14 protein-coding genes are annotated in these 21,648 nt (G+C 67.7%); 6 read left to right on the top strand and 8 right to left on the bottom strand.

The features are described from left to right. Window positions 1-4: 4 nt before the first annotated feature. Window positions 5-868 (bottom strand): ABC transporter permease, encoded by an 864-nt coding sequence (locus tag ASD42_RS30325; RefSeq protein WP_056823127.1) that lies wholly within the window; start codon window positions 866-868, stop codon window positions 5-7. Beyond that, window positions 868-1,809 (bottom strand): ABC transporter permease, encoded by a 942-nt coding sequence (locus ASD42_RS30320; protein ID WP_235569888.1) that lies wholly within the window; start codon window positions 1,807-1,809, stop codon window positions 868-870. Before ASD42_RS30320 ends, ASD42_RS30325 begins: the two co-directional genes overlap by 1 nt. Before the next feature lie 190 nt (window positions 1,810-1,999). Here ASD42_RS30320 and ASD42_RS30315 point away from each other — a divergent pair, with 190 nt between their 5' ends. From ASD42_RS30315 to ASD42_RS30290, 6 genes are read left to right on the top strand one after another with little or no spacing between them, the layout of a single operon-like run. Beyond that, window positions 2,000-3,205 carry a cytochrome P450 gene (locus ASD42_RS30315; protein WP_056823124.1) on the top strand — a complete coding sequence of 402 codons (1,206 nt, stop codon included), beginning with the start codon at window positions 2,000-2,002 and terminating at the stop codon, window positions 3,203-3,205. After that, on the top strand, window positions 3,205-4,002 hold the full coding sequence (locus ASD42_RS30310) for an SDR family oxidoreductase (RefSeq protein ID WP_056823122.1): 798 nt from the start codon (window positions 3,205-3,207) through the stop codon (window positions 4,000-4,002). Before ASD42_RS30315 ends, ASD42_RS30310 begins: the two co-directional genes overlap by 1 nt. Then, window positions 3,999-4,226 (top strand): ferredoxin, encoded by a 228-nt coding sequence (locus tag ASD42_RS30305; protein WP_056823119.1) that lies wholly within the window; start codon window positions 3,999-4,001, stop codon window positions 4,224-4,226. Before ASD42_RS30310 ends, ASD42_RS30305 begins: the two co-directional genes overlap by 4 nt. After that, window positions 4,226-4,777 carry a hypothetical protein gene (locus ASD42_RS30300; RefSeq protein ID WP_056823117.1) on the top strand — a complete coding sequence of 184 codons (552 nt, stop codon included), beginning with the start codon at window positions 4,226-4,228 and terminating at the stop codon, window positions 4,775-4,777. The genes ASD42_RS30305 and ASD42_RS30300 overlap by 1 nt, the downstream gene beginning before the upstream one ends. A gap of 5 nt (window positions 4,778-4,782) precedes the next feature. Further along, window positions 4,783-6,021, top strand: coding sequence for a hypothetical protein (locus ASD42_RS30295; RefSeq protein ID WP_056823116.1), 1,239 nt, complete (start codon window positions 4,783-4,785; stop codon window positions 6,019-6,021). A 24-nt stretch (window positions 6,022-6,045) separates the two neighbouring features. Then, window positions 6,046-7,656: an acyl-CoA synthetase gene (locus ASD42_RS30290; protein WP_056823114.1), complete on the top strand. Its 1,611-nt coding sequence runs from the start codon at window positions 6,046-6,048 to the stop codon at window positions 7,654-7,656. A 69-nt stretch (window positions 7,657-7,725) separates the two neighbouring features. Here ASD42_RS30290 and ligA read toward each other — a convergent pair whose 3' ends face one another. From ligA to ASD42_RS30260, 6 genes are all read right to left on the bottom strand, one after another. Next, window positions 7,726-9,717, bottom strand: a complete 1,992-nt coding sequence (ligA, locus tag ASD42_RS30285; protein WP_084787369.1) for an NAD-dependent DNA ligase LigA — start codon at window positions 9,715-9,717, stop codon at window positions 7,726-7,728. A 58-nt stretch (window positions 9,718-9,775) separates the two neighbouring features. Beyond that, window positions 9,776-11,428, bottom strand: coding sequence for a bifunctional 3'-5' exonuclease/DNA polymerase (locus ASD42_RS30280; RefSeq protein WP_056823112.1), 1,653 nt, complete (start codon window positions 11,426-11,428; stop codon window positions 9,776-9,778). A 68-nt stretch (window positions 11,429-11,496) separates the two neighbouring features. Next, window positions 11,497-12,930, bottom strand: a complete 1,434-nt coding sequence (locus ASD42_RS30275) for an MFS transporter (RefSeq protein WP_056823109.1) — start codon at window positions 12,928-12,930, stop codon at window positions 11,497-11,499. Next, window positions 12,927-13,643 carry a hypothetical protein gene (locus ASD42_RS30270; RefSeq protein WP_056823107.1) on the bottom strand — a complete coding sequence of 239 codons (717 nt, stop codon included), beginning with the start codon at window positions 13,641-13,643 and terminating at the stop codon, window positions 12,927-12,929. The genes ASD42_RS30275 and ASD42_RS30270 overlap by 4 nt, the downstream gene beginning before the upstream one ends. Beyond that, window positions 13,640-15,046, bottom strand: coding sequence for a condensation domain-containing protein (locus tag ASD42_RS30265; RefSeq protein ID WP_056823302.1), 1,407 nt, complete (start codon window positions 15,044-15,046; stop codon window positions 13,640-13,642). The genes ASD42_RS30270 and ASD42_RS30265 overlap by 4 nt, the downstream gene beginning before the upstream one ends. Beyond that, complete coding sequence (locus ASD42_RS30260) at window positions 15,046-21,477, bottom strand: type I polyketide synthase (RefSeq protein ID WP_056823105.1); 6,432 nt, start codon at window positions 21,475-21,477, stop codon at window positions 15,046-15,048. The genes ASD42_RS30265 and ASD42_RS30260 overlap by 1 nt, the downstream gene beginning before the upstream one ends. Between the last annotated feature and the right edge of the window lie 171 nt (window positions 21,478-21,648).

Below are 21,648 nucleotides of genomic sequence, written 5' to 3'. Positions count from 1 at the left end.
GGCATCACCCGGTGAACGTGACGGGGGATTGGAATCCCCACAGCAGAATGGTGGCGACCATGTCGAGCGCGATGATCGCCACCAGGCTCGCCCGAATGGCGCGCCCGGAACCGATGCCGACGCCCTCGGGACCGCCCGTGGCGAAATAACCCTGATAGCAATGGATCAGCACGACAGCGACCGCGAACACCATCACTTTGACAGTCGCGGCGAAGACATCCCAGCCGACCACGAACTGCTCGAAGTAGTGGTTGTACGTTCCGGCCGGTGTCCCGTGGATGGTCGTGACGATGAAGGCGCAGGAGAAGTAGCTCAGGATCAGCGCGACCACGAATGCCGGTGCGACGGCGAAGATCCCGGCGATGACCCGGGTCGTCACGACGAACGGCACCGACCGGATACCGAGTGATTCGAGCGCGTCGATTTCCTCGGAGATGCGCATGGAGCCGATCTCGGCGGTCATTCGGCACCCGGCCTGGGCCGCGAATCCGATCCCCGCCGCGATCGGCGCGAGCTCGCGGGTCACCCCGAAGGCCGAGATGAGACCGCTGAGTTGTCCCAGCGACAACAGGTCGAGCGCACTGAACGCCTCGATGCCGATGGAGGCGCCCATGGCCGCGCCGAGCAACAGCATCAGCGGCACCACACCACCGCCGATGATCACCGAGCCGCGGCCCCAGGTCATGTCCGTCACCATCGTGATCGTCTGACGGCGGTAGTGCACGAGTGTGTAGGGCACCGACGAGAGCACCTGCCAGCAGAAGCCGAGCACGAACCCGATCGACTCGATCGGGCCGAACGGGCGTATGCCACGACGGCGCAGCCAGCCGATCCAGCGCAGCGCGGCGGGATAATAGGGCGCGCTCATCAGGCCATCCTCACCGGGAAGAACATGGTGACGACCTGGGTGATCACGGTGTTCAGCACAACGGACGCGGCGATCGACATCACCACGGCCGCATTGACCCCGTCGGCGACACCGCGCGGTCCGCCCTTGGCTTCCAACCCGCGTTGACAGGCGATCACGACGACCAGGAAGCCGAAGATCAGGGCCTTGACCAGCGATACCCACACGTCGATCGAGGTGGTGAAGGCGCCGAAGGACTGCCAGTAGCTGCCCGGGGTGACGTTCAACGCCGACACCGCGACCAGGAAGCCCGAGCCGACGCCGATGAAGATGATCAGGATATTGAGCAGCGGCGCGACCAACATCATGGCCGCGATACGCGGCACCACCAGGCGTTGCACCGGGTCGATGCCCATCACCCGCAGTGCGTCGACCTCCTCGCGGACGGTCCGTGCGCCCAGGTCGGCCGCGATCGCGGCGGCGCCCGCCCCACCGAGCAGCATCGCGGTGGCCATCGGCGCACCCTGTTTGATGACGCCGAGTCCGCCCGCCGCACCGATCATCGAATCGGCCCCGAGTTCGGACACGATATTGCCGACTTGCGCGGAAACGATGACGCCGAAGGGAATGGCCATCAAAATACTCGGTACCGCGGTGACCCTGATCAGAAACCAGGCTTGGGTGAGCGTTTCGTGTACCTGGAATCGCCCACGAATAGCGTCGATCACACCGATGTAGCTCGCTGCCGCGCCGATACGCAAAGCACGGCCCAGAGTCGCGACACTCGAAAGGACAGTGTCGGAGAAGTTTCGACGAATTATCTGCCCGGCACCGGCCTGTTCCCCGTCCTGCACATCTGTGTCGCTCGCGTCCGTCGCACCACCGTTGACCGGTGCAACTTCGTCGTCTACCCGTGCCATGGCGGTGACGGTACCATATGATTTGGACCACATTCCAGACACTGGTCCAGATATTTGACCGGCCCGAAACTCAGCCACCACCAGCCGGTCAGCCCCCGCAAGACCCCTGAAAGCGTTGTGCCGAACTCGTGTCGATGGTACCGTCCAGACACATGTCCAGCTACCTGTCTCCCTCGGGGTTGTCCGCCCCCGCCACCGAAGGGGACGACCTATCGAAACCGGGGTATTCGCGATGACCAGCGCCACAGTGGAGCCCGTGACTTTCGACCCGTATGACTACGGATTCCACGAAGACCCGTACCCGACTTACCACCGATTGCGCACCGAGGCGCCGCTTTACCACAATCCGGAGCTCGATTTCTGGGCACTTTCCCGGCATTCCGATGTACTCGCGGCATTTCGGGACAGCAATCGGCTTTCCAGCGCCAATGGCGTCTCCCTCGACCCGGCGGCCTGGGGCCCGCACGCCCATCGGGTGATGTCGTTCCTGGCAATGGACGATCCGCGACATATGCGGATGCGCAGGCTCGTTTTCAAGGGTTTCACACCGAAACGCGTAGCCGAGATGGAAGTACGGATCCGGGAGATCACCCTCGAGCATCTCGAGCCGGCGCTCGCGCGTGGCAGCTTCGACTGGATCGACGAGGTCGCGGGCAAGCTGCCGATGGACGTCATCTCCGAATTGATGGGCGTGCCCGAGCCCGATCGCGCCGAGATCCGCCGTTTGGCCGATCTGGTGGTGCACCGCGAAGAGGGCGTGCTCGATGTGCCCGTCGACGCGATCGACGCCTCGATCCGGTTGTTCGGCTACTACGCCGACATGGTCGCCCAGCGCCGCGCCGCGCCCAGCGACGATCTCACCTCGGCGCTGCTCGATGCCGAGATCGATGACGACACCCTCACCGACGAGGAGATCATCGGCTTCATGTTCCTGATGGTTGTCGCCGGAAACGAGACCACCACCAAGCTTTTGGGCAATGCGCTCTACTGGGCCGGCGCCAACCCCGCGGAGTACGCCAAGGTCGTCGCCGAGCCGGAACTGGTCAGCGACTGGGTGGAGGAAACCCTGCGCTACGACACCTCCAGCCAGATCGTGGCCCGCACCGCGGCGGTGGACCTCGAATACCACGGCGGCACCATTCCGGCGGGCGCGAAGGTGCTGTTGCTGATCGGCTCGGCCAACCGCGATCCGGCGGCCTTCGACGACGGTGACAGCTACGTCATCGACCGCAGCAGCAGCTCCGCGCTCGCCAGTTTCGGTGCGGGCGTGCACTTCTGCCTCGGCGCGCATCTGGCCCGGCTGGAGGCCACCATCGTGCTCGGCGAATTCGCCTCGCGGGTCTCGGCTTTCGACGTCGCCGCCGACGGCATCGCCCGAGTGCACTCCACGAATGTCCGTGGCTTCGCCAAACTCCCCATCACAGTAGAGGTCAGCTAGTGCCCCGATTCGAACCCCATCCCCACCGCAGGCCCGTGCTGATAGCCGGCGCCTCCTCCGGCATCGGCGCCGCGAGCGCCGTCGCGCTGGCCCAGCTCGGGCATCCGGTGACGCTGGGCGCGCGTCGAGTCGAGTTGTGCGAGGAGATCGCCGCCAAGATCCGCGCCGACGGCGGCGAGGCGTACGCGCACCGACTCGACGTCACCGATGCCGCGTCCGTGGACGAGTTCGTGACGGCCGCCGAGCGCGCGCACGGCCCCACCGAGATCCTCGTCTCCGGTGCGGGCGATATCGAATTCTCCCTGGTGGGCGAGATGGACCCGGAGCGATTCCTGTTCCAGGTGCAGGTCCACCTCGTCGGCGCCCAACGCCTCATCCACCGGGTGCTGCCGGGGATGACAGCGCGGCGGCGCGGCGATCTGGTCGTGATCAGCTCCGATTGCGCCGACCATCCACGGCCGCGCTCCGGCGCCTACAGCGCCGCGAAGAACGGCCTCGAGGCGATGGTCGGCCAGCTGCGCATGGAATTGGAAGGCAGCGGCATTCGCGCGTCACTGGTACGGCCGGGCCCGACCCTGACCGGAATGGGCATGGATTCGACCCCCGAGATCGTCGGACCGGTGCTGCGGGACTGGAAGGACTGGGGCTTGGCCCGCCATCCCTACATGCTGCGGCCGCAGCATCTCGCCGACGCGGTGGCGACGGTGGTCTCCGTCCCACGCGGGGTCCACATGGTGCTGGTCGAGGTGCAGCCCGAGGCGCCCCTGCGGCCGGTGCCGGACGGAGGCGCGTCATGAGAATCGTGGTCGATCTGGATCTGTGCCAGGGACACGGGGTCTGCCAGGACGAAGCGCCCGCGGTCTTCACCGTGCCCAAACGCGGCCTGGTCGAGATCGTGGACGCCACCCCCGGCGACGCGCAACGCACGGCCGTCGAGGCCGCGATCCGCTACTGCCCCACCCAAGCTCTGTCGATCGCCGACGGTGGCGAACCCGACTCCTCCGTGAAAGGCACAGACTGATGGCAAGTTTCGAGCGGGCCGAACTCGACGAGATGGTGCGGCGCTGGGTCGTGGAGAACCAGCGGTGCGAGGAGAAGGGCGACTGGAAGCCCCTCGCCGAGATGTACACGGTGGACGCGACCTATGGCTGGAACTACGGTCCCAAGCAGGAGTTCATGTCCGTCGGTCGCGACGAGATCCGCGACTACGCCCTCGGTCAGGAAATGCTCGGCCTCGAGGGCTGGACCTATCCGTACCAGGAGTTCGTCATCGACGAGCGCAGCGGCACCGTCATCGGCTTCTGGAAGCAGATCAACGAGGGCAAGCGCGCCGACGGTCGCCACTACTCCCCCGAAGGCATCGGCGGCAGCTGGTTCCGCTACGGCGGCGACTTCCAATGGTCTTGGCAGCGTGACTTCTTCGACTTCGGCAATGTCTCGGCGATGTTCCTCGACATGATCACCGACAACGCGCTCTCGCCGGGCATGCACAAGCGCATCGAACGCTCCGTCTCGCGTGACCCGCTGCCCGGCTGGTACCCCGTCGGCGAAGCACCGGCCTCCCTGTGGTGAGCCCGATGAGCAGCTACGCCGGGCTGTCCCGGCACCAACTTGCCGCGCTGGTCCCCGAGCTGTTGCTGTGCGGTCACCTCATCGATCGGTCCGGGATGGCGCACACCATCGCCGCCTTCGGCCGGGAGGGCATGACGGCGGTGGCCATCGAGGAGTGGCAGCTGGCCAGCCCGATCTACACCCGCCGGATGCAGCGGGCCCTGCGCTTCACCGGCGACAGCGTCGAGACCATCTTCAAGGGGCTGCAACTCGATATCGGCGCGCCGCCGCAGTTCATGGACTTCCGGTTCCGGGTCGACGACCACGATCACGGCGAGTTCTGGCTCGATCACTGCGGTGCGCTGGCCGATGTCGAACCGATGGGCGAGGAATTCGTGGTGTCGATGTGCCACGACATCGAGGACCCCACCTTCGACGCGACGGCGCTGGCCACCAATCCGCACGCCCAGGTTCGCCCGGTGCACCGCCCACCGCGCCGGCCCGCCGACCGCACCCCGGTGTGCGCGTGGACAGTGGTCATCGATCCCGCGCACGTCCCGCCCGCGGTGCCGCGCAATGCCGCGCTCCTCGCGAATTCCGTTGCCGCGGAGCTGGAGTTGGCCGAGATCGATCCCGGCGACGAGGGCATGGCCGACTACACCGGGCCGCTGCTGAGTGATCTGCGGTTCGCCGATTTCTCCCACGCGGCCTTGCGGCGGATGGCCGATGAGATCTGCCTGCAGCAGCATCTGCTGACCCTCGGGTTCATGGTCGCCATCAACGAACGCGCCGACGCGGAGACCGCTCTCGGGATCGGGCGCAAGCAGTTCGCGGGGATCGCTGGACTGACCTCCGAGCGAATTCGTCGATGCCTGGCCCTCGGCGACGATCCGCACGCGCTTGCCACGGTCCTGCGCCTGCATCCGGCGCTGAACCCGGTGAACTACACCGGAGTCGACATCGCGGTGCTGTCCTCCGGTGTGCGCCTGCGTTTTCCGCACGTCAGTGGGGCTCGAACCGACGGGGCCTGGCCTTCGATGCTGACACCCGAAGACCTGCGTCCCCTCGATGCCCTGGTCCGCGGGGTCAACCCACGCTTCGTCGCCCGCGTCACGGCGACGGACCAGCACGGCTGGACCGTCGACATCGACCTGGCCGAGCAACCGTTCCGAGAAGCATCCGAGGTCGCGGTGACCCGCTTCAGCACCGGTGCGGGCTTCGCCTTCACCGACCGCGGAAAACCCCTGCCACTCACCGTCGTGTGAGAGATCGTCAAGAGATGGACTGACATGGCCAACAATTTCGCCGACCTGTTCGAACACTCCGTCGACGCCATGCCCGATCGAATAGCCCTCATTCAGCGCGATCGTCGAGTGACCTTCCAGGAGCTCGATATTCGGGCCAACCAGCTCGCCAACCAGTTGGCCGAGTCGGGCGTCGGCCACGGCACGCACATCGGCTTCCAGATGCACAACAGCATCGAGACCATGGAGACGTTGCTCGCCTGCTTCAAGCTGGCCGCCGTCCCGATCAACATCAACTACCGGTACGGCCCGACTGAGCTGGCCTACGTCTACGGCAACGCCGACCTCGAGGTGTTGATCTACCACGCCTGTTACGGCGAGACGGTCCGTGCGGCCCTCGAGGTCACACCGACTGTGCGCCAATCGATCTGCGTCGACGACGACCGTGATGTCGGTGTACCGGGGGCGGGCGCGGTCCTGTACGAGCAGCTCGTCGAGGCGGGAGACCCGGTCCGGCCCTCGGTCACTCGCACCGCGGACGACCTGTTCATGATGTACACCGGCGGCACCACCGGCATGCCGAAAGGCGTCATGTGGCGTCAGGAAGACATGTGGCGGGTGCTCGGCGGCGGGGTCGACTTCTACAGCGGTGAACCGGTGCGCGACGAGTATCAGCAGTCCGAGACCGGCGCCCAGGGCGTGCCGGCCATCTGGTTCGTGCTCCCGCCGCTGATCCACGCCGCGGCGATGATGCCGACGTTCAACGCACTCTGGTCGGGCAATACGGTGCTGTTCGAGCCGCGCTTCGACCCGGCGCGGGTGTGGCAGTCCGTTGCCACGCACCAGCCGCACGTCATGGTCATCACCGGCGACGCGATGGCTCGCCCACTCATCGACACCTTCGTCGAAGCACCGGTGGACGCCTCCTCGCTGCTCGTGATCGCCTCGGGGGCCGCGCTGCTGTCGCAGCCGGTGAAGAACGCACTGCTGGAGCAGTTTCCGACGTCGATGGTGTCGGACTCGATCGGCTCGTCCGAAACCGGTTTCGGCGGTATCGGTTTCGCGCAGAAGGACGACGATCCGGCGCGCGGACCTCGGGTGCAGACCGGGCGCGGCGCGGTGGTCGTCGACGAGGACGGGCGGCCCGTCGCTCCCGGCGAGGAGGGCTGGCTGGCCAAGACCGGCGCGGTCCCGCTCGGCTACTACAACGACCCCGAGCGCACCGCCCGGCTGTTCAAGACGGTGGACGGCGCCCGCATCGTGGTCACCGACGACCGCGCCCGCGCCGAGTCCGACGGCTCCATCACCCTGATCGGCCGCGGCAACATGGTGATCAACACCGGGGGCGAGAAGGTGTTCCCCGAGGAGGTCGAGGCCGTGGTGAAATCCCACGACGCGATCTACGACGCGGTGGTCATCGGCGTCCCGCACGAACGGTGGGGCCAGCAGGTCGCCGCGATCATCTCGATCTCCCCCGACCGCACCCTGGACTTCGATGCCGTGCGGACCCACCTGCACCCTCATCTCGCCGGGTACAAGATCCCCAAACGCATCTGGATAGCGGAAACGATCTCCCGCTCCCCCAGCGGCAAACCCGACTACCGCTGGGCGAAGGACTACGTCACCGACCGCGCCCCTGACCACCGGACCGATTGAGAAGACACTGTCGACACAGCGGTATCCGCTCCCGAACTCGGCGGATACCGCTGTGGCGCCTTTCGACCGTCAGATGACCTTTGCGTCGATCAGCAACGTCCAGATCTCGCCCTGGTCGACGACCTCGACGCCGAGCTTCTCGGCCTTGGCCAGCTTGCTGTCACCGACTCCGGCGCCGGTGATGAGCATGTCGGTGTTGGCCGAGACCGAGGACGCGGCCGTCGCCCCGGCCTGCTCACAGAGGCGCTGAAAGGTGGGGCGAGCGACCTTTTCGCCGGAGCGCGGGTCGCTGATCGCACCGGTGATCACGACCGTTTTGCCCTCGAGGGGCGCGCCCGCCGCGATGACCGGCGGCAGGTCCTCTTCGCGCACGTCGAGACTGACGCCGAGTTCTCGTAGGCGGTCCAGTTCCGGACGCAGTCGCGTCAGGTGCGCGACCAGGGAGGCGGCGACCTTCGGGCCGATGTCCTCCACCGCGACCAGTCGTTCCTCGCCCGCGTCGGCGACCTCCTCCAGGGAGCCGAAGCCCGACCGGGCCAGGCGCGCGGCGGTGCCGTCGGAAGCCATCGGGATGGCGAGGCCGATGAGGGCGCGGCGCAGGCCGACCTGACGGCTGGCGTCGATCGAATCGATCATGCGCGCGGCGGAGACCTCGCCGACGCGGTCGAATTCGAGCAGCTGTTCTTTGGTCAGCGTGTAGAAGTCCGACGGACTTTCGAGAATGCCCGCCTCGGCGAGGCGTTCGATCCACACTCCCCCGATGGCGTCGATGTCGGCCGCCGCGCGCGAGGCCCAGTGGATCAGTCTGCGCACAGTCTGCGCGGGACAGGAAACGTTGGTACAGAACAGTTCTCGGCTGTTGCCCTGCTCGGTGACCGGCTGACCGCACGAGGGGCACTCGGTGGGCGAGATGATGTCGAGTTCCTCGCCCGTGCGCTTGGCGGCGTCGAGCACACCCGCCACGAACGGGATGACATCACCGGCGCGGCGCACCAGCACCGTGTCACCGACCTTGATGTCGCGAGCGCGGATCACCTCTTGGTTCGCCAGCGTCGCCTTCGTGACCGTCGTGCCGCCGACGAACACCGGCTCGAGCCACGCGACGGGGACGATCTTGCCCGTCTTGCCGACATCCCAGATCACCTCGCGCAGCAGCGTGGTCTTCTCCTCGGCGGCGAACTTGAACGCCATCGCACCCCGCGGGGAGTTCGACCGGGTCCCTGCCGCCGCGTAGGCATCACGGTCGGCCAGGCGTAGTACGGCACCGTCGATGTCGTAGTCCAGATCATTGCGACCCTGCTCGATCTCGGTGATCGCCGCCTGCGCCTGCGCGGCGTCGGCGCACAGCCGCATCTGCGCACCCGCGACCCCGATCGCGCGCAGCCCTTCCCCCAGGTCGTGCGCGGCGTCGTCGGCCGAGGTATCCAGGTCGAAGCCGAAGAACTGCAGGCGCCGCTCGGACACGGTGGCCGGGTCCTTCGCCCGCAGGGTGCCCGCCGCGGCATTGCGCGGGTTGATCAGCGGCTTGTCCGGGTGCGCGGCGTTGTAGGCGAGGAAGGTCGACCGCAGCATCACCGCCTCGCCACGCACCTCGACGCGGCCGAGCAGCTCGATCCGCTCGGGGACGCCGTCGACGAGGGCACGGACCAGCGGGGTCACGTCGTCACCGGTGGTGCCGTCGCCACGGGTGACCGCACGCGCCAGCCGCCCCTTCTCGAAGACGAGGGCCAGCGACAGGCCGTCGAGCTTGGGCATCACGACCACCGACTGACCGGGAAAGCGACCGAAGAACGCCTCGACTTGTTCCGGCTTCGTCGCCTTCTCCAGCGACAGCATCGGGCGTGAGTGCCGTACCGGGGCGTGCAGCACGGCGGGCGCACCCACCTGTTCGAGCGGATTCGGGTCCGGTGTGAGGTCGGGATGCGCCTCGATCAGGGCTCGCAGCTCGTCTTCGATCGCGTCGAATTCCGCGTCGGCGACCAGCGGCGCCCCCTGGTAGTAGGCGTCGCGCAGCGCCACCATCCGGTCGGCGAGTTCTTGGATACGTTCCCCTGTTTCCACAGGCAAGACGCTACCGATACCCACCGACAACTGGCGCAGGTGGCGCGCGGCGACCGTCCTACTTGGCGTCGCCGTAGCACTGGACGACCGCGGTGGTGAACGGGAACCGGACCGGCGTCTGCCCGAAGACGATCCGGCCCGCGGCGTCGGCGGCGGCGGCGATCGCTTCGGCCACCGCCGTGGCTTCCTCGGTCGGGCAGTGCACGATCACTTCGTCGTGCTGGAAGAAGACCAGTTCCGCGCGCAGGTCGCGGATCGCGTGCCGGATTCCGGCCAGTACCAACAGGGCCCAGTCGGCGGCGCTGCCCTGCACCACGAAGTTGCGGGTGAAGCGGCCACGGGCACGGGCGGCGGAATCGGCGCGGGTGTCGCGGGGCGCGTCCGTGTCGTCGAGCCCGACCGACAACGGCGTGCAGGTGCGCCCCAGCCAGGTGCGCACCAGGCGGCCTTCCTCACCCGCGTGCGCCGCGTCGTCGACGTAGGCCACCGCCGCCGGGTAGCGCCGGCGCAAGCCGGCGAGGTGGGTCAGGGCGTCGCCGGAGGTCTGTCCGTAGATGGCGCCCAGCAGCGCGATCTTGGCTCGGTCTCGATCACCGCCGAAACCACGAGCCGCCAGGTCCGCGTAGAGGTCTTCGCCACGGCCCGCCACCTCCATCAGTCCGGGATCACGCGAGATCGCCGCCAAGACCCTCGGCTCCATCTGGTCGGCGTCGGCGACCACCAGCGACCATCCTGGATCGGCCCTGATCGCCTGCCGAATGATCTTCGGAATCTGTAGTGCGCCGCCGCCATTGGTGGTCCAACGCCCCGACACTGTGCCGCCGGGTAGGTACTCGGGGCGGAATCGGCCGCCGTGCACCCACTGCTCGAGCCAGGACCACCCATGCGCCGTGTACAGCCGGTAGAGCGATTTGTAGGCCAGCAGCGGGGCGACAGCCGGGTGGTCGATCTGCTGGATCTCCCATTTCCTGGTGGAGGACAGCAGGATTCCGGCGCGACCGAAAGCCCTGATGATGTCGGCGGGCAGATCGGGCCGGACTCGCACCCCTGGCCCGAAGGCCCGCGACACCTCCTCGGCCAATTCCGCCATCCGCCGTGGTTCGGATCCACCCGGAAAGCGCTCGCCCAGCATCGAATCCAAGAGTTCGCGGTGTACATCGGCACGCCACGGAATTCCGAGCTGCCCCATCTCGACAGCGACGAGCATGCCCGCCGATTCGGCGGCGAGCAGCAGCCGCATGCGCTCGGGATGCTCGGCCCGGGCGGTGCGCGCGACCTGTCCGGCATAGACCGCAAGCAAGGCGGTGAACTCGTCGATCCCCGGCGGCAGCGGCACCGGGCCCGAGTCGAACAGCGACGGCTGGGTCTCGGCGGCCCGCGCGGGAGCATCCGGCGGGACAGCCAGGTTGTGCAACCGTGCCCAGCCCGCCGCCAGCGAGCGCGCCTGCCCCGCCTGCCCTTCCTCGTGTCCGATCAGCAGAGACTCCGCCGCCTGGACGTCGTAGCACCGTTCGACCCACACGCCCGCCGCCAGCAACGCACGGTAGATCTCGGCCGTGGACCGCCATACCCACCGCTCGACATCAGGGCGAGTGCGCACCGCCTCGACGAGCGAGGGCTCGTCGATCACCGGTCCCGCCGGGTGACCGTCCTGATCGAGCGGACACAACCGAGCGCCGCCGTCGCCCGTCTCCGCTATCGCCCATCTCACCTGCCGGAGTCTGGCACCGGGGTACGACAATCAGCGGCAACCGCACGCCGACGACCAGCACCGACACCTCAGGAAACGCTGACCGCGGCCTGTTCTCGACGCTCACGCGACGGCATCGCCAAGGTCAGCACCGCGAGCACCATCGCGACGACGGCGATAGCGCCCATCATCATGATGCTGCCGCCCAGGCTGTGCGAGCTGAAGAACACCGTGGTCAAGACCGCGAGGCCGACAGCGTTGCCGATCTGTTCGATGGTCGGCAGCACACCGGAGGACTCGGCCATCCGATTCGCGTCCAACCCGGACAGCATCATCGGTTGCAGTTGCACGCCGAACAGGCCGACACCGAATCCGGCCGCGAACACCGGACCGGCGCACAGCAGCGCGTTCGCCACACCGTCGACCAGGTACAGGTACACCCCGCCCGCGGCGATGCACCCGCCGAACAGCGCGATCCCGGCCGCCAGCGCCCAGATATCCCAGCGGGGAACCAGAATCAGCGAGCCGAGGGCACCGGCGCCCGCACCGAGGGCGAACAGGGTCATCACCATGCCGGTGAGCAGCGGCGAGTAGCCGAGCACATCCTGCATGGTGATCGAGGCGGCGAACACGAACGCGGTGAACAGTCCGAAGAAGGTGCCGACCAGCACCGAGCCGATCCGGAAACCGCGGTTGCCGAACAGGTCGAGGCGCACGAGCGGGTCGGCGCCGCGCGCGGTGCGGGCGCGCTGCTGAGCGAGGAACCCCGCCGTCAGGACTAGCCCGGCACCGGTGACGGCGACGAGGTGGAGCCGCCACCCGTGCTCCTGGATCTGAGCCATTCCCGCGATCAGAGCGAACAAACCGAGCCCGGACAGCGCGGCACCGACCAGATCGAGTCGGTCACGACCGACCGGGCTGTTCCGGTCCAGGAATTTCCACGCCAACCCGAACGCGAACAGCCCGATCGGCAGATTGATCAGGAAGACCGACCGCCACCCCCACCCACCGATGTCGATGGTGAGCAGCACGCCGCCCACGATGGGCCCGAGCATCCCGGCGAATCCGGCCACTCCCCCATAGAGCGCGAAGACCAAGGGATGGCGTTCGCGCGGAAAGCCGACGGTGAGAAGAGCGATCGTCTGGGCCGCCATGCCCGCCCCCGCCGCGCCTTGGACCACGCGCGCGATCACGAGTTCAGTTGGACCACCAGCCAATCCGCACCATACCGAGGCTGCGGTGAAGGCGACCACCGACACCAGGAACATCGTGCGCCGACCGACCATCGCACCGATCCGCGCGGCAGTGAGCAGGGTGCAGGCGAACGCCAGCGCATAGCCGGAGATCACCAGCAGTTGCGCCGACCTGGACGCACCGAGGTCGGCGGTCAGGCTCGGCAGCGCGGTGTTCACGATCGTCACGTCGATCATCTGCATGAACACCGCGATCAGACAGGCGCCGAACGCCAGCCACGCGCCGAGCCCGGGTACCTGCGCTTTCGCGACCCCGGTGGTTTCGCTCATGACACCAGTTCCATCGTGGCGCGCGGGGCCGACATCGACATCTGGGTCGGGAAACTCAGCTGCACCATCCGATGCGGCGCCGCCACCTCGAACAGTGCGATGAACGGCGGCACCACCGAGCCGACCATCTTGTCCAGCATCCCGTTCACCTGCTCGAAGCCGGGCCGCAACCGCACCTGCCAACACGGGAACACCCCGGCCGTCCCCGCGAAGACAACCTGTTTCTCCACCCGGACCAGCAGTGGCCAGTGCACGGAGGACGCGAGCCACACGTCGACCGTTTCGATCAGCCCGTCGGCGAATTCCAGTCCGCGCAACATGGTCAGCCCAGCGGCGATCGGCATCACATTCGGAGGGAACGGACCGGGCAGCCCACCGAACTGCAGATGCACGGTGTCGACGAAATTCACTTCCTCGCGAGAGACCACCGTCGCTCCCGACCGTGTCTGCGCGCGATAGCTTTCCGCGTGCAGTCGCCCGTCGATGCGCCCGATTCGCTGTTCGACCGTCATGACCAGTGCACGGTCGCGCCCACTCTTGTCTTCCGGACTCGCCTCGATCGTCGTGTGGTAGCCGCCCCGATCGTGCACGACGACGTGGGATACCTCGAAGCCGCCGGGCTCGCCGGAGATGCCGACGCGGTATCGCGACTTCTCGCCATCGGGAATGCCGGGATCACGAAAGATGGTCGGTTCGAATTCTTCTCGGATCATGGGTGCTCCGTGGCGCTGTCGATGATGGCTCCGAATACGGACTTCATGGCGGCCAGATAGCGCCGCACCGACTCCTGCGCGATCGCGGTGTCGGGGAAGATGACGCTCAGCGTCGTTTGCCCCGGTAGCCGGTTGATCCAGATGAGGGCTTCCTCCGAGGCGGCGCGGTTGGCGAAGACCCCGGCTTTCATGCCGTCGAACAGCTCGTTGCCCAGGAATTCCCTCGCATCGATGAACGAGATCATCGGGGTGACCCACCCCGGCTCGGCCTTGATCTCGGAATCAGCGGGCAGCAGGTCGAGAACACGGTGAAAAGAGGTGGGCGCCAACAGCAGTCCGCTGTCGTAGGCCCGTTGCGCGATCATGAGCGCGCGGGCGAACGTGGTGCGTTCACTGAGCGGGAACGCGACCGGAACGAGCGTCACGTACCAGCCCACCGAATTGTTCTCGGCCGCCGTGGTCCTGGTACTGACCGGGGTCATACCGAAGTAGTAGTCCGAACCGACCAGCTCGCGTTCGGCCAATGCGGCCGCGGCGAACACACCGCCGACGAATTCGGCGCCGTTGGCCCGGCAGACCTCGTCGAATCGGTCGGCCTGTTCGTCGTCGAACAGCACGACACTGAGGTGGGCGCTGCGGTGGTAACCGTCGGTCTTCTCGCCCAGGTCGAGCGGGAACACCGGCAACCGGTTGTCGTTGCCGCGCAACAGCGCGAGCCACTTCTTCACCCCCGCCGAGGACAGGCTCTGCTGCTCACTGAAGATTCGCTCGTTGCGGCAGTAGTCGAGATAGCTCGCCGCGGGAGCGAGCGGTTCGGCCTCGTCCCACAACTGCGCGGCGTAGAGCTGGGCGAAGTCGGCCGCGGACAGGTACTGCCCGAGACCGTCGGTGTGCAGATGGTCGACGGCCAGATACACGGTGGTGGAATCGCCGTGCTCGATGGTGCCGAAGGTGAAGCAATCCCATTGGAACGGGCCGGGTGTCGTCTTCTCCACGTGTCGGCAGATCGACTCGGGGTCGTCGACGTGGCCGTAGTCGACCGGGACGAACTCCACATCGGCCTCCGGCACCAGATGGCGGCGCACCGTGCCACCCGGTTCGACGGCGAACCACGTGCGAAAGGTGTCGTGGCGCATCAGGAATGCGTGGATCGCCCGGGTGATGGCGTCGCGGTCGAGGTCACCGGTGGGGATCTCGGCGGTCACCAGGCACAGGCCGGAGAACCGGAAATCCGCGCCGCCGTGCCGGTCGGCGAGACGCAGATACTGCTCCTGCTGTAGCGAGGGCGGCGCCGGATGGGCAGGCGCCCCGGCCGCGCGCGCGACCGAGTCCGCCGAGGCGAACCAGGTCACGAGCCGACCGGGAGACGGGCGCCATTCGTCGATCAAACCGAAGTCGACCATCAGTGCGATCCCGCCATCGAGACCTCCGCCGATCGATCGACGGTCCACCGGTCGGGCACTTCGACGCTCGCCGGGGCGGATTCACCGGGCACGGACGCCACCTCCGGAAGCGGCGGTGTCACAGTGGGTTCGGAGGCGAGAATCAGCTCCGCGACCTTCGGGCCTGCCTGTTCCAGGCTGAACGAACGACCCATCTGCATCGACATCAGGTCGATGCCGAGCGTCTTGGTGACCCGCGCGCCCAGTTCGACCGCCATCAACGAGTCGAGCCCCAGCTCGGGCACCGGCACCGTCATGTCGATCGACTCGACCGGAACCCCCATGACAACGGCGAGTTCGTCGGCCATCTTGCGGGCGATGGCGGGTCCGCGCTTGGCCTCCTCCATCGCCGCGAGTTCGGCACGGAGCCTGGCCAATTCGGAGGTGTCCTTGGCCGAGGATTGGGCCAAGGCTGCGGTGCGGCCGGTGCGCACCAGCTGCGGGAAGGTTCCGGTGAGTTTCGCCCAGTCGGTGGGGATGATCGCCGCGTTCGTCACGCCGAGGCGCAGGGTCTGTTCCAGGTAGGCGGTGGCGTCGGCCATGTCGATCGGACCGAACCCCACCAGGTCCAGATACTTTTCGGCGGTTTCGTCCGAGGCCATGCCGCCCGAGGCGCCGGACAGGTGGCCCCAGCCGATGCACAGCGCGCGCTCACCGGCGGCGGCCCAGCGCCGTGCCAATGTTTCGACGGCGACATTGGCGGCGCAATAGTTGTACTGACCGTAGATCCCGTACATCGAGCCACCCGAGGAGCACAGGACGAACATGTCCAGGGTGATGCCGGCATCGGCTACCGCCTGGTGGATCACCTGCGCACCATGGACTTTGGGACGATAGACCCGGTCGAGCTCGTCGATCGCCATGCTGGCCAGTCGGTTGTCGGCCACCGCGCCCGCGGCGTGGAACACCGCGCGCAACCGATGATGTTCGCTGTGCGCGCGATCGATGATCGCGGCGACGGCGTCGGCATCGGTCACGTCGGCGTGTTCTTCGATCACCTCGATGCCCACCGCGCGCCACGCCTCGAGCTGGCGCTGCGCCGTCTCGGTGGCGGCGCCGCTGCGCCCGACCAGCACCAGCCTGCGCGCACCGCGCATCGCCAGCCAGCGACCGATCGCCATGCCGAATCCACCGAACCCGCCGGTGATGAGATAGCTTCCGGCGCCGTCGATGTCGAGGGGCGGCAGGTAGGGCCGCACGGGCGGTTGCGGGTCGTCCATCCGCAGCGCGACCCGGCCGACGCGCGAGGACCGCAGTGTCTCCTCGAACGCCTGGCTCACCTCATGCGTCTGGAACATCTGGTACGGCAACGGGGTGTAGACACCCTCGGTGACCTTCTCGAACACCCGCTGGAGCAGTCGCGACAGTCGTTGCGGGCGCACCGCGACCAGGCGGTCCAGATCCATCGAGTAGTAGGCGAGATTCTTGTCGAAGTTGGCCAGTTCCAGCAGCCCGCCGGTGTAGATGTCGGCCTTGCCGACCTCGACGATGCGCCCGAATTCGGCTGCGGCGTTGAAGTTCTGGCGCAGGATCTCACCGGGCGCGCTGCTGACGATCACGTCGGCGCCTGCACCGCCGGTCAGTGCGAGGACATCGTCGACGAAGTTGAGCGAACGCGAGTTCACCGCGAAGTCCGCGCCCATCGCCAGGACGTGTTCGCGCCGCTCGGGTGAGCTCGCCGTGCCGATGATGCGGGCGCCGATCGACTTGGCCACCTGGATGGCCGCCGTGCCGACACCGCCTGCCGCGCCGTGGATCAGCACGGTCTCGCCCGCTTCGAGGCGGGCCAGATCGTGCAGGGCGTATTCGGCCGTGCCGAAGGCGATGGTGCTGGTGCAGTAGCCGGGATCGGTGTCGGCGGGCACGATCACGGCCAGCGCCCGATCGACGACGGCGAATCGGCGCATCATGCCCTTGGACGCCACCGCGACCTTGTCACCGACCGCGACGTCGGTGACGTCGGCACCGACCCGCACCACGGTGCCGATGCCCTCCATGCCGGGAACGGTGCCGAAATACGTCGGTGCGAGTTCACGTTCGCCGAGCAGTCCGATGACCTTGAGCGGATCCTTGTAGTTCAATCCGATCACCGCCATCGCGACCTCGATCTGGCCCGGGGCGGGTTCCGGACGCGGGCACTCACGCCACGCCACCTGCGAGAGCGAGCGCGTGCGTGGCATGTCCAGCTCGAAGTTCACCTCCGGATCGGCCAACGGATGCGACGTCTCCAGCTCTTCGATGCGCTCGGGCAGCGGCTTGGTCACCATCGGCGCCAAGCGCTTACCCGCGCGCAGCAGGACCTCGTCGCTGTTGTCGAGGGTGAAGGCACCGGGCACACCTAGTTCGGTGACGAGTTCGCCGATCGTGGTGGCGGGCTCGGTGTCGATCAGCCGCCAGCGCAGTGGGGTCTGCTCATTGAGCAGCACCCGGCGGCCACCGGCGAGCGCGGCCTGGCGCGGGTCCGGTTCGGCCTCGCTACCGGGAGCCATGAAGGCGGATTCGGTCACCAGCGTGGCGTGGACGTTGCCGTCGCCGAAGCTGATCTGGGGCGGGGCGCCTTCCACGGTCGGGGTGACGTACTCCGACACCGCGACAGCGACGCGCTTGAGCGTCCACAGGTCGGCGACGTCGTCGGTACCCGCACCGACCACGACGCAGACGTGTGTGCGCTGCGTGTCGTCGGCTTTCGCCGCCTCCAGATTCGCGACGAGATCGGCCTCCAGTTCGTCGCTGTTCGGGTCGACCAGCAACACTCGCGACCCGGGGATCGCGACGGCGAGTTCGGCGGTGCGCGGACTGTCGCCGAGCGCGACGATCAGGGTGGACACCGACCCGGCTTCGGCCAGGGCCGCGGGGTCGATCGGATCGCGCTCTTCGAGCACCTCGGTGTAGTAGAAGTCGGCCATCCGGTGCAGCGGGCTGTCACCGGGCTTGAGCGCACCGATCTGCAGGCCGGTCAACCGCGCGACCAGCTTTCGGTCCCGGTCGAGCAGGTCGACATCGGCGCGCAGGCGGGCGCCGGGGTCGCGGCGGGCGACGACGGTGATCTCCGCGGGGAGTTCGGCGAGCAGTCGCACCGCGTTCACTCCCACGGGCACCATGACGCCCTCGTTGATCCGCTCGTCGGCGAAAAGCATCGCCGCGCACTGCATCGCGGCATCGACCACGGCCGGATGCGCCAGATGCCCCGACCCTTGGGCGATACTGCCGTCGACGGTGGCCAGCACGACGTCGCGACCGACGCGCACCGAGATCACCCGCTGGAACGTCGGACCGTACTGCAGGCCGGCCGAGGCGAGACCCGCGTAGAACATCGCCGGGTCGACATCGACACCGATCTCGATGGTGGGCAACTCGACGTCGGTCTGTTCGTGACTGCCGGTCAACGAGCGCCCCGTCGAGTGCACTGTCCACGCCGTACCGGTGGCGCTGCGCGATCTGATCAGGAAGCGGCCGCTGGCCTCCTCCACGCTCATCGCGACCAGCGGAACATCGGGGGCGCCCATGATCAGCGGTGCGACGAACCGAACCCCTTCCAGCGCGACCTGTTTACTGCCGATCCGGGCGGCGGTGGCGCTCAGCGCCGCGTCCAGGTACGCCGCACCCGGCATGATCTTGACGCCGTTGACGACATGGTCGACCAGCCACGGCAGCAGTTCGGTGCCCACCTGCAGCAACCACTCGGGACGCCCCTCCACATCGGGGTCGCCGAGCATGGCGTGGCCGCCGGGCGTACCGAGGCGGGCCTGCTCGAACAGTGGCAGCGCCGAGTGCAGACGGGTGCGCTGCCAGGGATACCGTGGCAGCGGCACGTGCGCGGTGACGCCCCGCTCCGCCGGGAACAGCAGCCCACGATCGAGCACACCGGCGGCATGCAGGCCGATGAGCGTGCGCCGGAAGCTGTGCGAATCGGACTGCTCGCGGTCGAGGGTGGGCACCGTGGTGCCGTTCACGTCCGCGTCGACCAGCGCTTCGCGGATATTGCCCGACAGCACCGGATGTGGACCGACCTCGAGGAAGATCCGACTGCCCGCGGCGATCAGGCTCCCGATCGCGGCGAAGAAGCGCACCGGCTGACGGACATTCGACCACCAGTACTCGGCGTTCCAGTCGCCGTCGGTGACGAGCTCGCCGGTCACCGAGGAGTACAGCGGCACCGACGGCGCCTGCGGCGCCAGCTCGGCCAGCGCCGTGCGCAGTTCGTCGTGGATCGGATCCATCAGTCGGCTGTGATAAGGCACCTCGACCCGCAGCCGACGGGCGAATATGCCGTCCTCCGTGAGCTTTTCGGCGATCTCGTCGAGCCGGTCGACGTCGCCGGACAGGGTCAGCGACGTGGGGCTGTTGATCGCCGCGATGTCGACGCGCGGATCGCCGACGATGAGCGCGTCGGCCTGCTCCTTGGTCATGCCGACGGCGAGCATCCCGCCACTTCCCGCAGTCGTAGCCTGCAATCGCGCCCGGTGATAGGCCACGCCCACCGCCTCGCGCAGCGACAGCATGCCGCTCACATACGCCGCCGACACCTCACCCACGCTGTGCCCGACGATGGCCGCGGGGACGATGCCGTATTCGGCCAGCTCGCGCACCAGACCCACTTGGACGAGGAAGTTCGCGGGCTGGGCGACCTCGGTGCTGGTGACCCGGGACTCGTGCTCCGGCTTGCTCAGTTCTTCGATGATCGACCAGCCCGCGATCGCGCGGAATTCCGCGTCGATCTCCTCGGCGGTCTCGGCGAACACCCCGCCTGCCGCGAGCAGACCACGGGCCATTTTCCAGTGCTGGGGACCCATCCCCGAGAACACGAACACCGGCTCGGCGGCGCTGGAGGAGACTGTGCGGCTGGCGTCGCGGCCGGTGCCCGACGCGTACTCGCGCAGTTCACGGACAAGCTCGTCGGTGGAGCCGTCGAGGAGGACGCCGGTGCGGAACGGGTGGTGTGACATTCGGGTCCACGCCGCTTCGGCCAGCTGATCCGGGTCGGCCCCCGTGGTGATCAGGTCGGCGAACCGGCCCGCCAACGCGCGCGCGGCGCCGGTACTGCGGGCCGAGATGGGCAGGACGCCGAGGTGGCGGGCCGGTTCGGTCGGCGATACGGACGCGCGGAACTCCTGCAGGATCGCGTGGGCGTTGGTGCCGCCGTAACCGAAACCGTTGACCGCCACCGACATCGGCGCGGCGTCGGCGGGCAGCGGTTGCGCCTCGGTCTGCACGTGCAGGCCCAGCTCATCGAAGGGGATGTCGGGGTTCGGATTGTTCAACCAGCCCTGCGGCGGCAGCGTGCGATGGTGCAGCGCCAGTGCGGCTTTGATCACGCTGGCCACGCCTGCGGCGGCCTCGGTGTGCCCGATCGTCGCCTTCACCGAGCCGACGCCGATGGTGCCGGTGCGCCCGGACGGTGCCCCGAAAACCGCACCGAGAGCGCGCAATTCGACCGGATCACCGACCAGCGTTCCGGTGCCGTGCGCCTCCAGGTAGGTGATCTCGTCCGGTGCCAGGCCCGAGCGTTCGCAGACGGTGCGGGCCAGCGCCTCCTGCGAGTCGGCGTTCGGCACCGTGATCGCCGTTGTTCGCCCGTCCTGATTGGACCCGGTGGCCTTGATCACGGCATAGACGCGATCACCGTCGCGGACAGCGTCTTCGAGCTTCTTCAGAGCCACCATGCCCGCGCCTTCACCGCGACCGTAGCCGTCGGCGGAGGCGTCGAAGGACTTGCAGCGACCGTCGGTCGCCAGGAAACCGCCTTTGCACATGAGCACGAAGGTTTCCGGCTGCAGCATCACATTGACCCCGCCCGCCAGCGCGACCTTGCAGTCGTCGTTCTCCAGCGCCTGGCAGGCCAGGTGCAGCGCGACCAGGGACGAGGAACACGCGGTGTCGACAGTGATCGCCGGCCCGACCAGGTTCAGCGCGTAGGCGATCCGATTGGACAGCATCGTGTAGGAGGCACTGGCCGGGGTGTGCATGTCGGTGTGGAACAGCGCGGGGCCCACCACGCCGATCACCGACTGGTCGACGACGAAGCCGCCCACATAGACCCCGACCTGTTCGCCGGCCGAGCGCCCCGCGATCCCGGCGTCGTCGAGGGCCTCCCAGGTCACCTCGAGCATCAGCCGCTGCTGCGGGTCGAGCACCGTGGCCTCACGCGGCGAGATCCCGAAGAAGTCGGGATCGAACTCCCACGGATCATTGGTCATGAAGGCGCCGTGCTTGGTATAGCTGCGCCCCGGCGTCCGCGGCTCGGGGTCGTAGTAGCGGCGCCAGTCCCAGCGATCGGCGGGCATCTCCACCACGCCGTCGCGCTTGTCGACGATAAAGTCCCAGAACGATTCCGGGGAGTCGATCCCGCCCGCGAACCGACATCCGATTCCGACAATGGCAATATCCGACACGTAATTTCCTCCGGTTCGACCGGCCTGTGGCATTGACCGTTGGTGTCAACGTAGAAGCCCACCACCGTGGCGATCGTCCGATTACCGACGTCTGGAATTTCGGACGGGTAATAGCGCGCCCCTCTGTGATCGGGCCCATATAGCGAAGTCATGCCTCACAACAAGACTCGG

Origin of the sequence: Nocardia sp. Root136 (genome assembly GCF_001427185.1) — a bacterium.
Classification (GTDB): Bacteria; Actinomycetota; Actinomycetes; order Mycobacteriales; family Mycobacteriaceae; genus Nocardia; species Nocardia salmonicida.
The sequence above is the reverse complement of the archived record's forward strand: the minus strand, read 5'-3'. Positions and strand labels throughout refer to the sequence as shown.

Bases quoted from the DNA above. Each gene is read 5' to 3' on its own strand.
- ASD42_RS30325 (WP_056823127.1), bottom strand. From the start codon at position 868: ATGAGCGCGCCCTATTATCCCGCCGCGCTGCGCTGGATCGGCTGGCTG.
- ASD42_RS30315 (WP_056823124.1), top strand. From the start codon at position 2,000: ATGACCAGCGCCACAGTGGAGCCCGTGACTTTCGACCCGTATGACTAC.
- ASD42_RS30305 (WP_056823119.1), top strand. From the start codon at position 3,999: ATGAGAATCGTGGTCGATCTGGATCTGTGCCAGGGACACGGGGTCTGC.
- ASD42_RS30300 (WP_056823117.1), top strand. From the start codon at position 4,226: ATGGCAAGTTTCGAGCGGGCCGAACTCGACGAGATGGTGCGGCGCTGG.
- ASD42_RS30295 (WP_056823116.1), top strand. From the start codon at position 4,783: ATGAGCAGCTACGCCGGGCTGTCCCGGCACCAACTTGCCGCGCTGGTC.
- ASD42_RS30290 (WP_056823114.1), top strand. From the start codon at position 6,046: ATGGCCAACAATTTCGCCGACCTGTTCGAACACTCCGTCGACGCCATG.
- ASD42_RS30275 (WP_056823109.1), bottom strand. From the start codon at position 12,930: ATGAGCGAAACCACCGGGGTCGCGAAAGCGCAGGTACCCGGGCTCGGC.
- ASD42_RS30270 (WP_056823107.1), bottom strand. From the start codon at position 13,643: ATGATCCGAGAAGAATTCGAACCGACCATCTTTCGTGATCCCGGCATT.
- ASD42_RS30265 (WP_056823302.1), bottom strand. From the start codon at position 15,046: ATGGTCGACTTCGGTTTGATCGACGAATGGCGCCCGTCTCCCGGTCGG.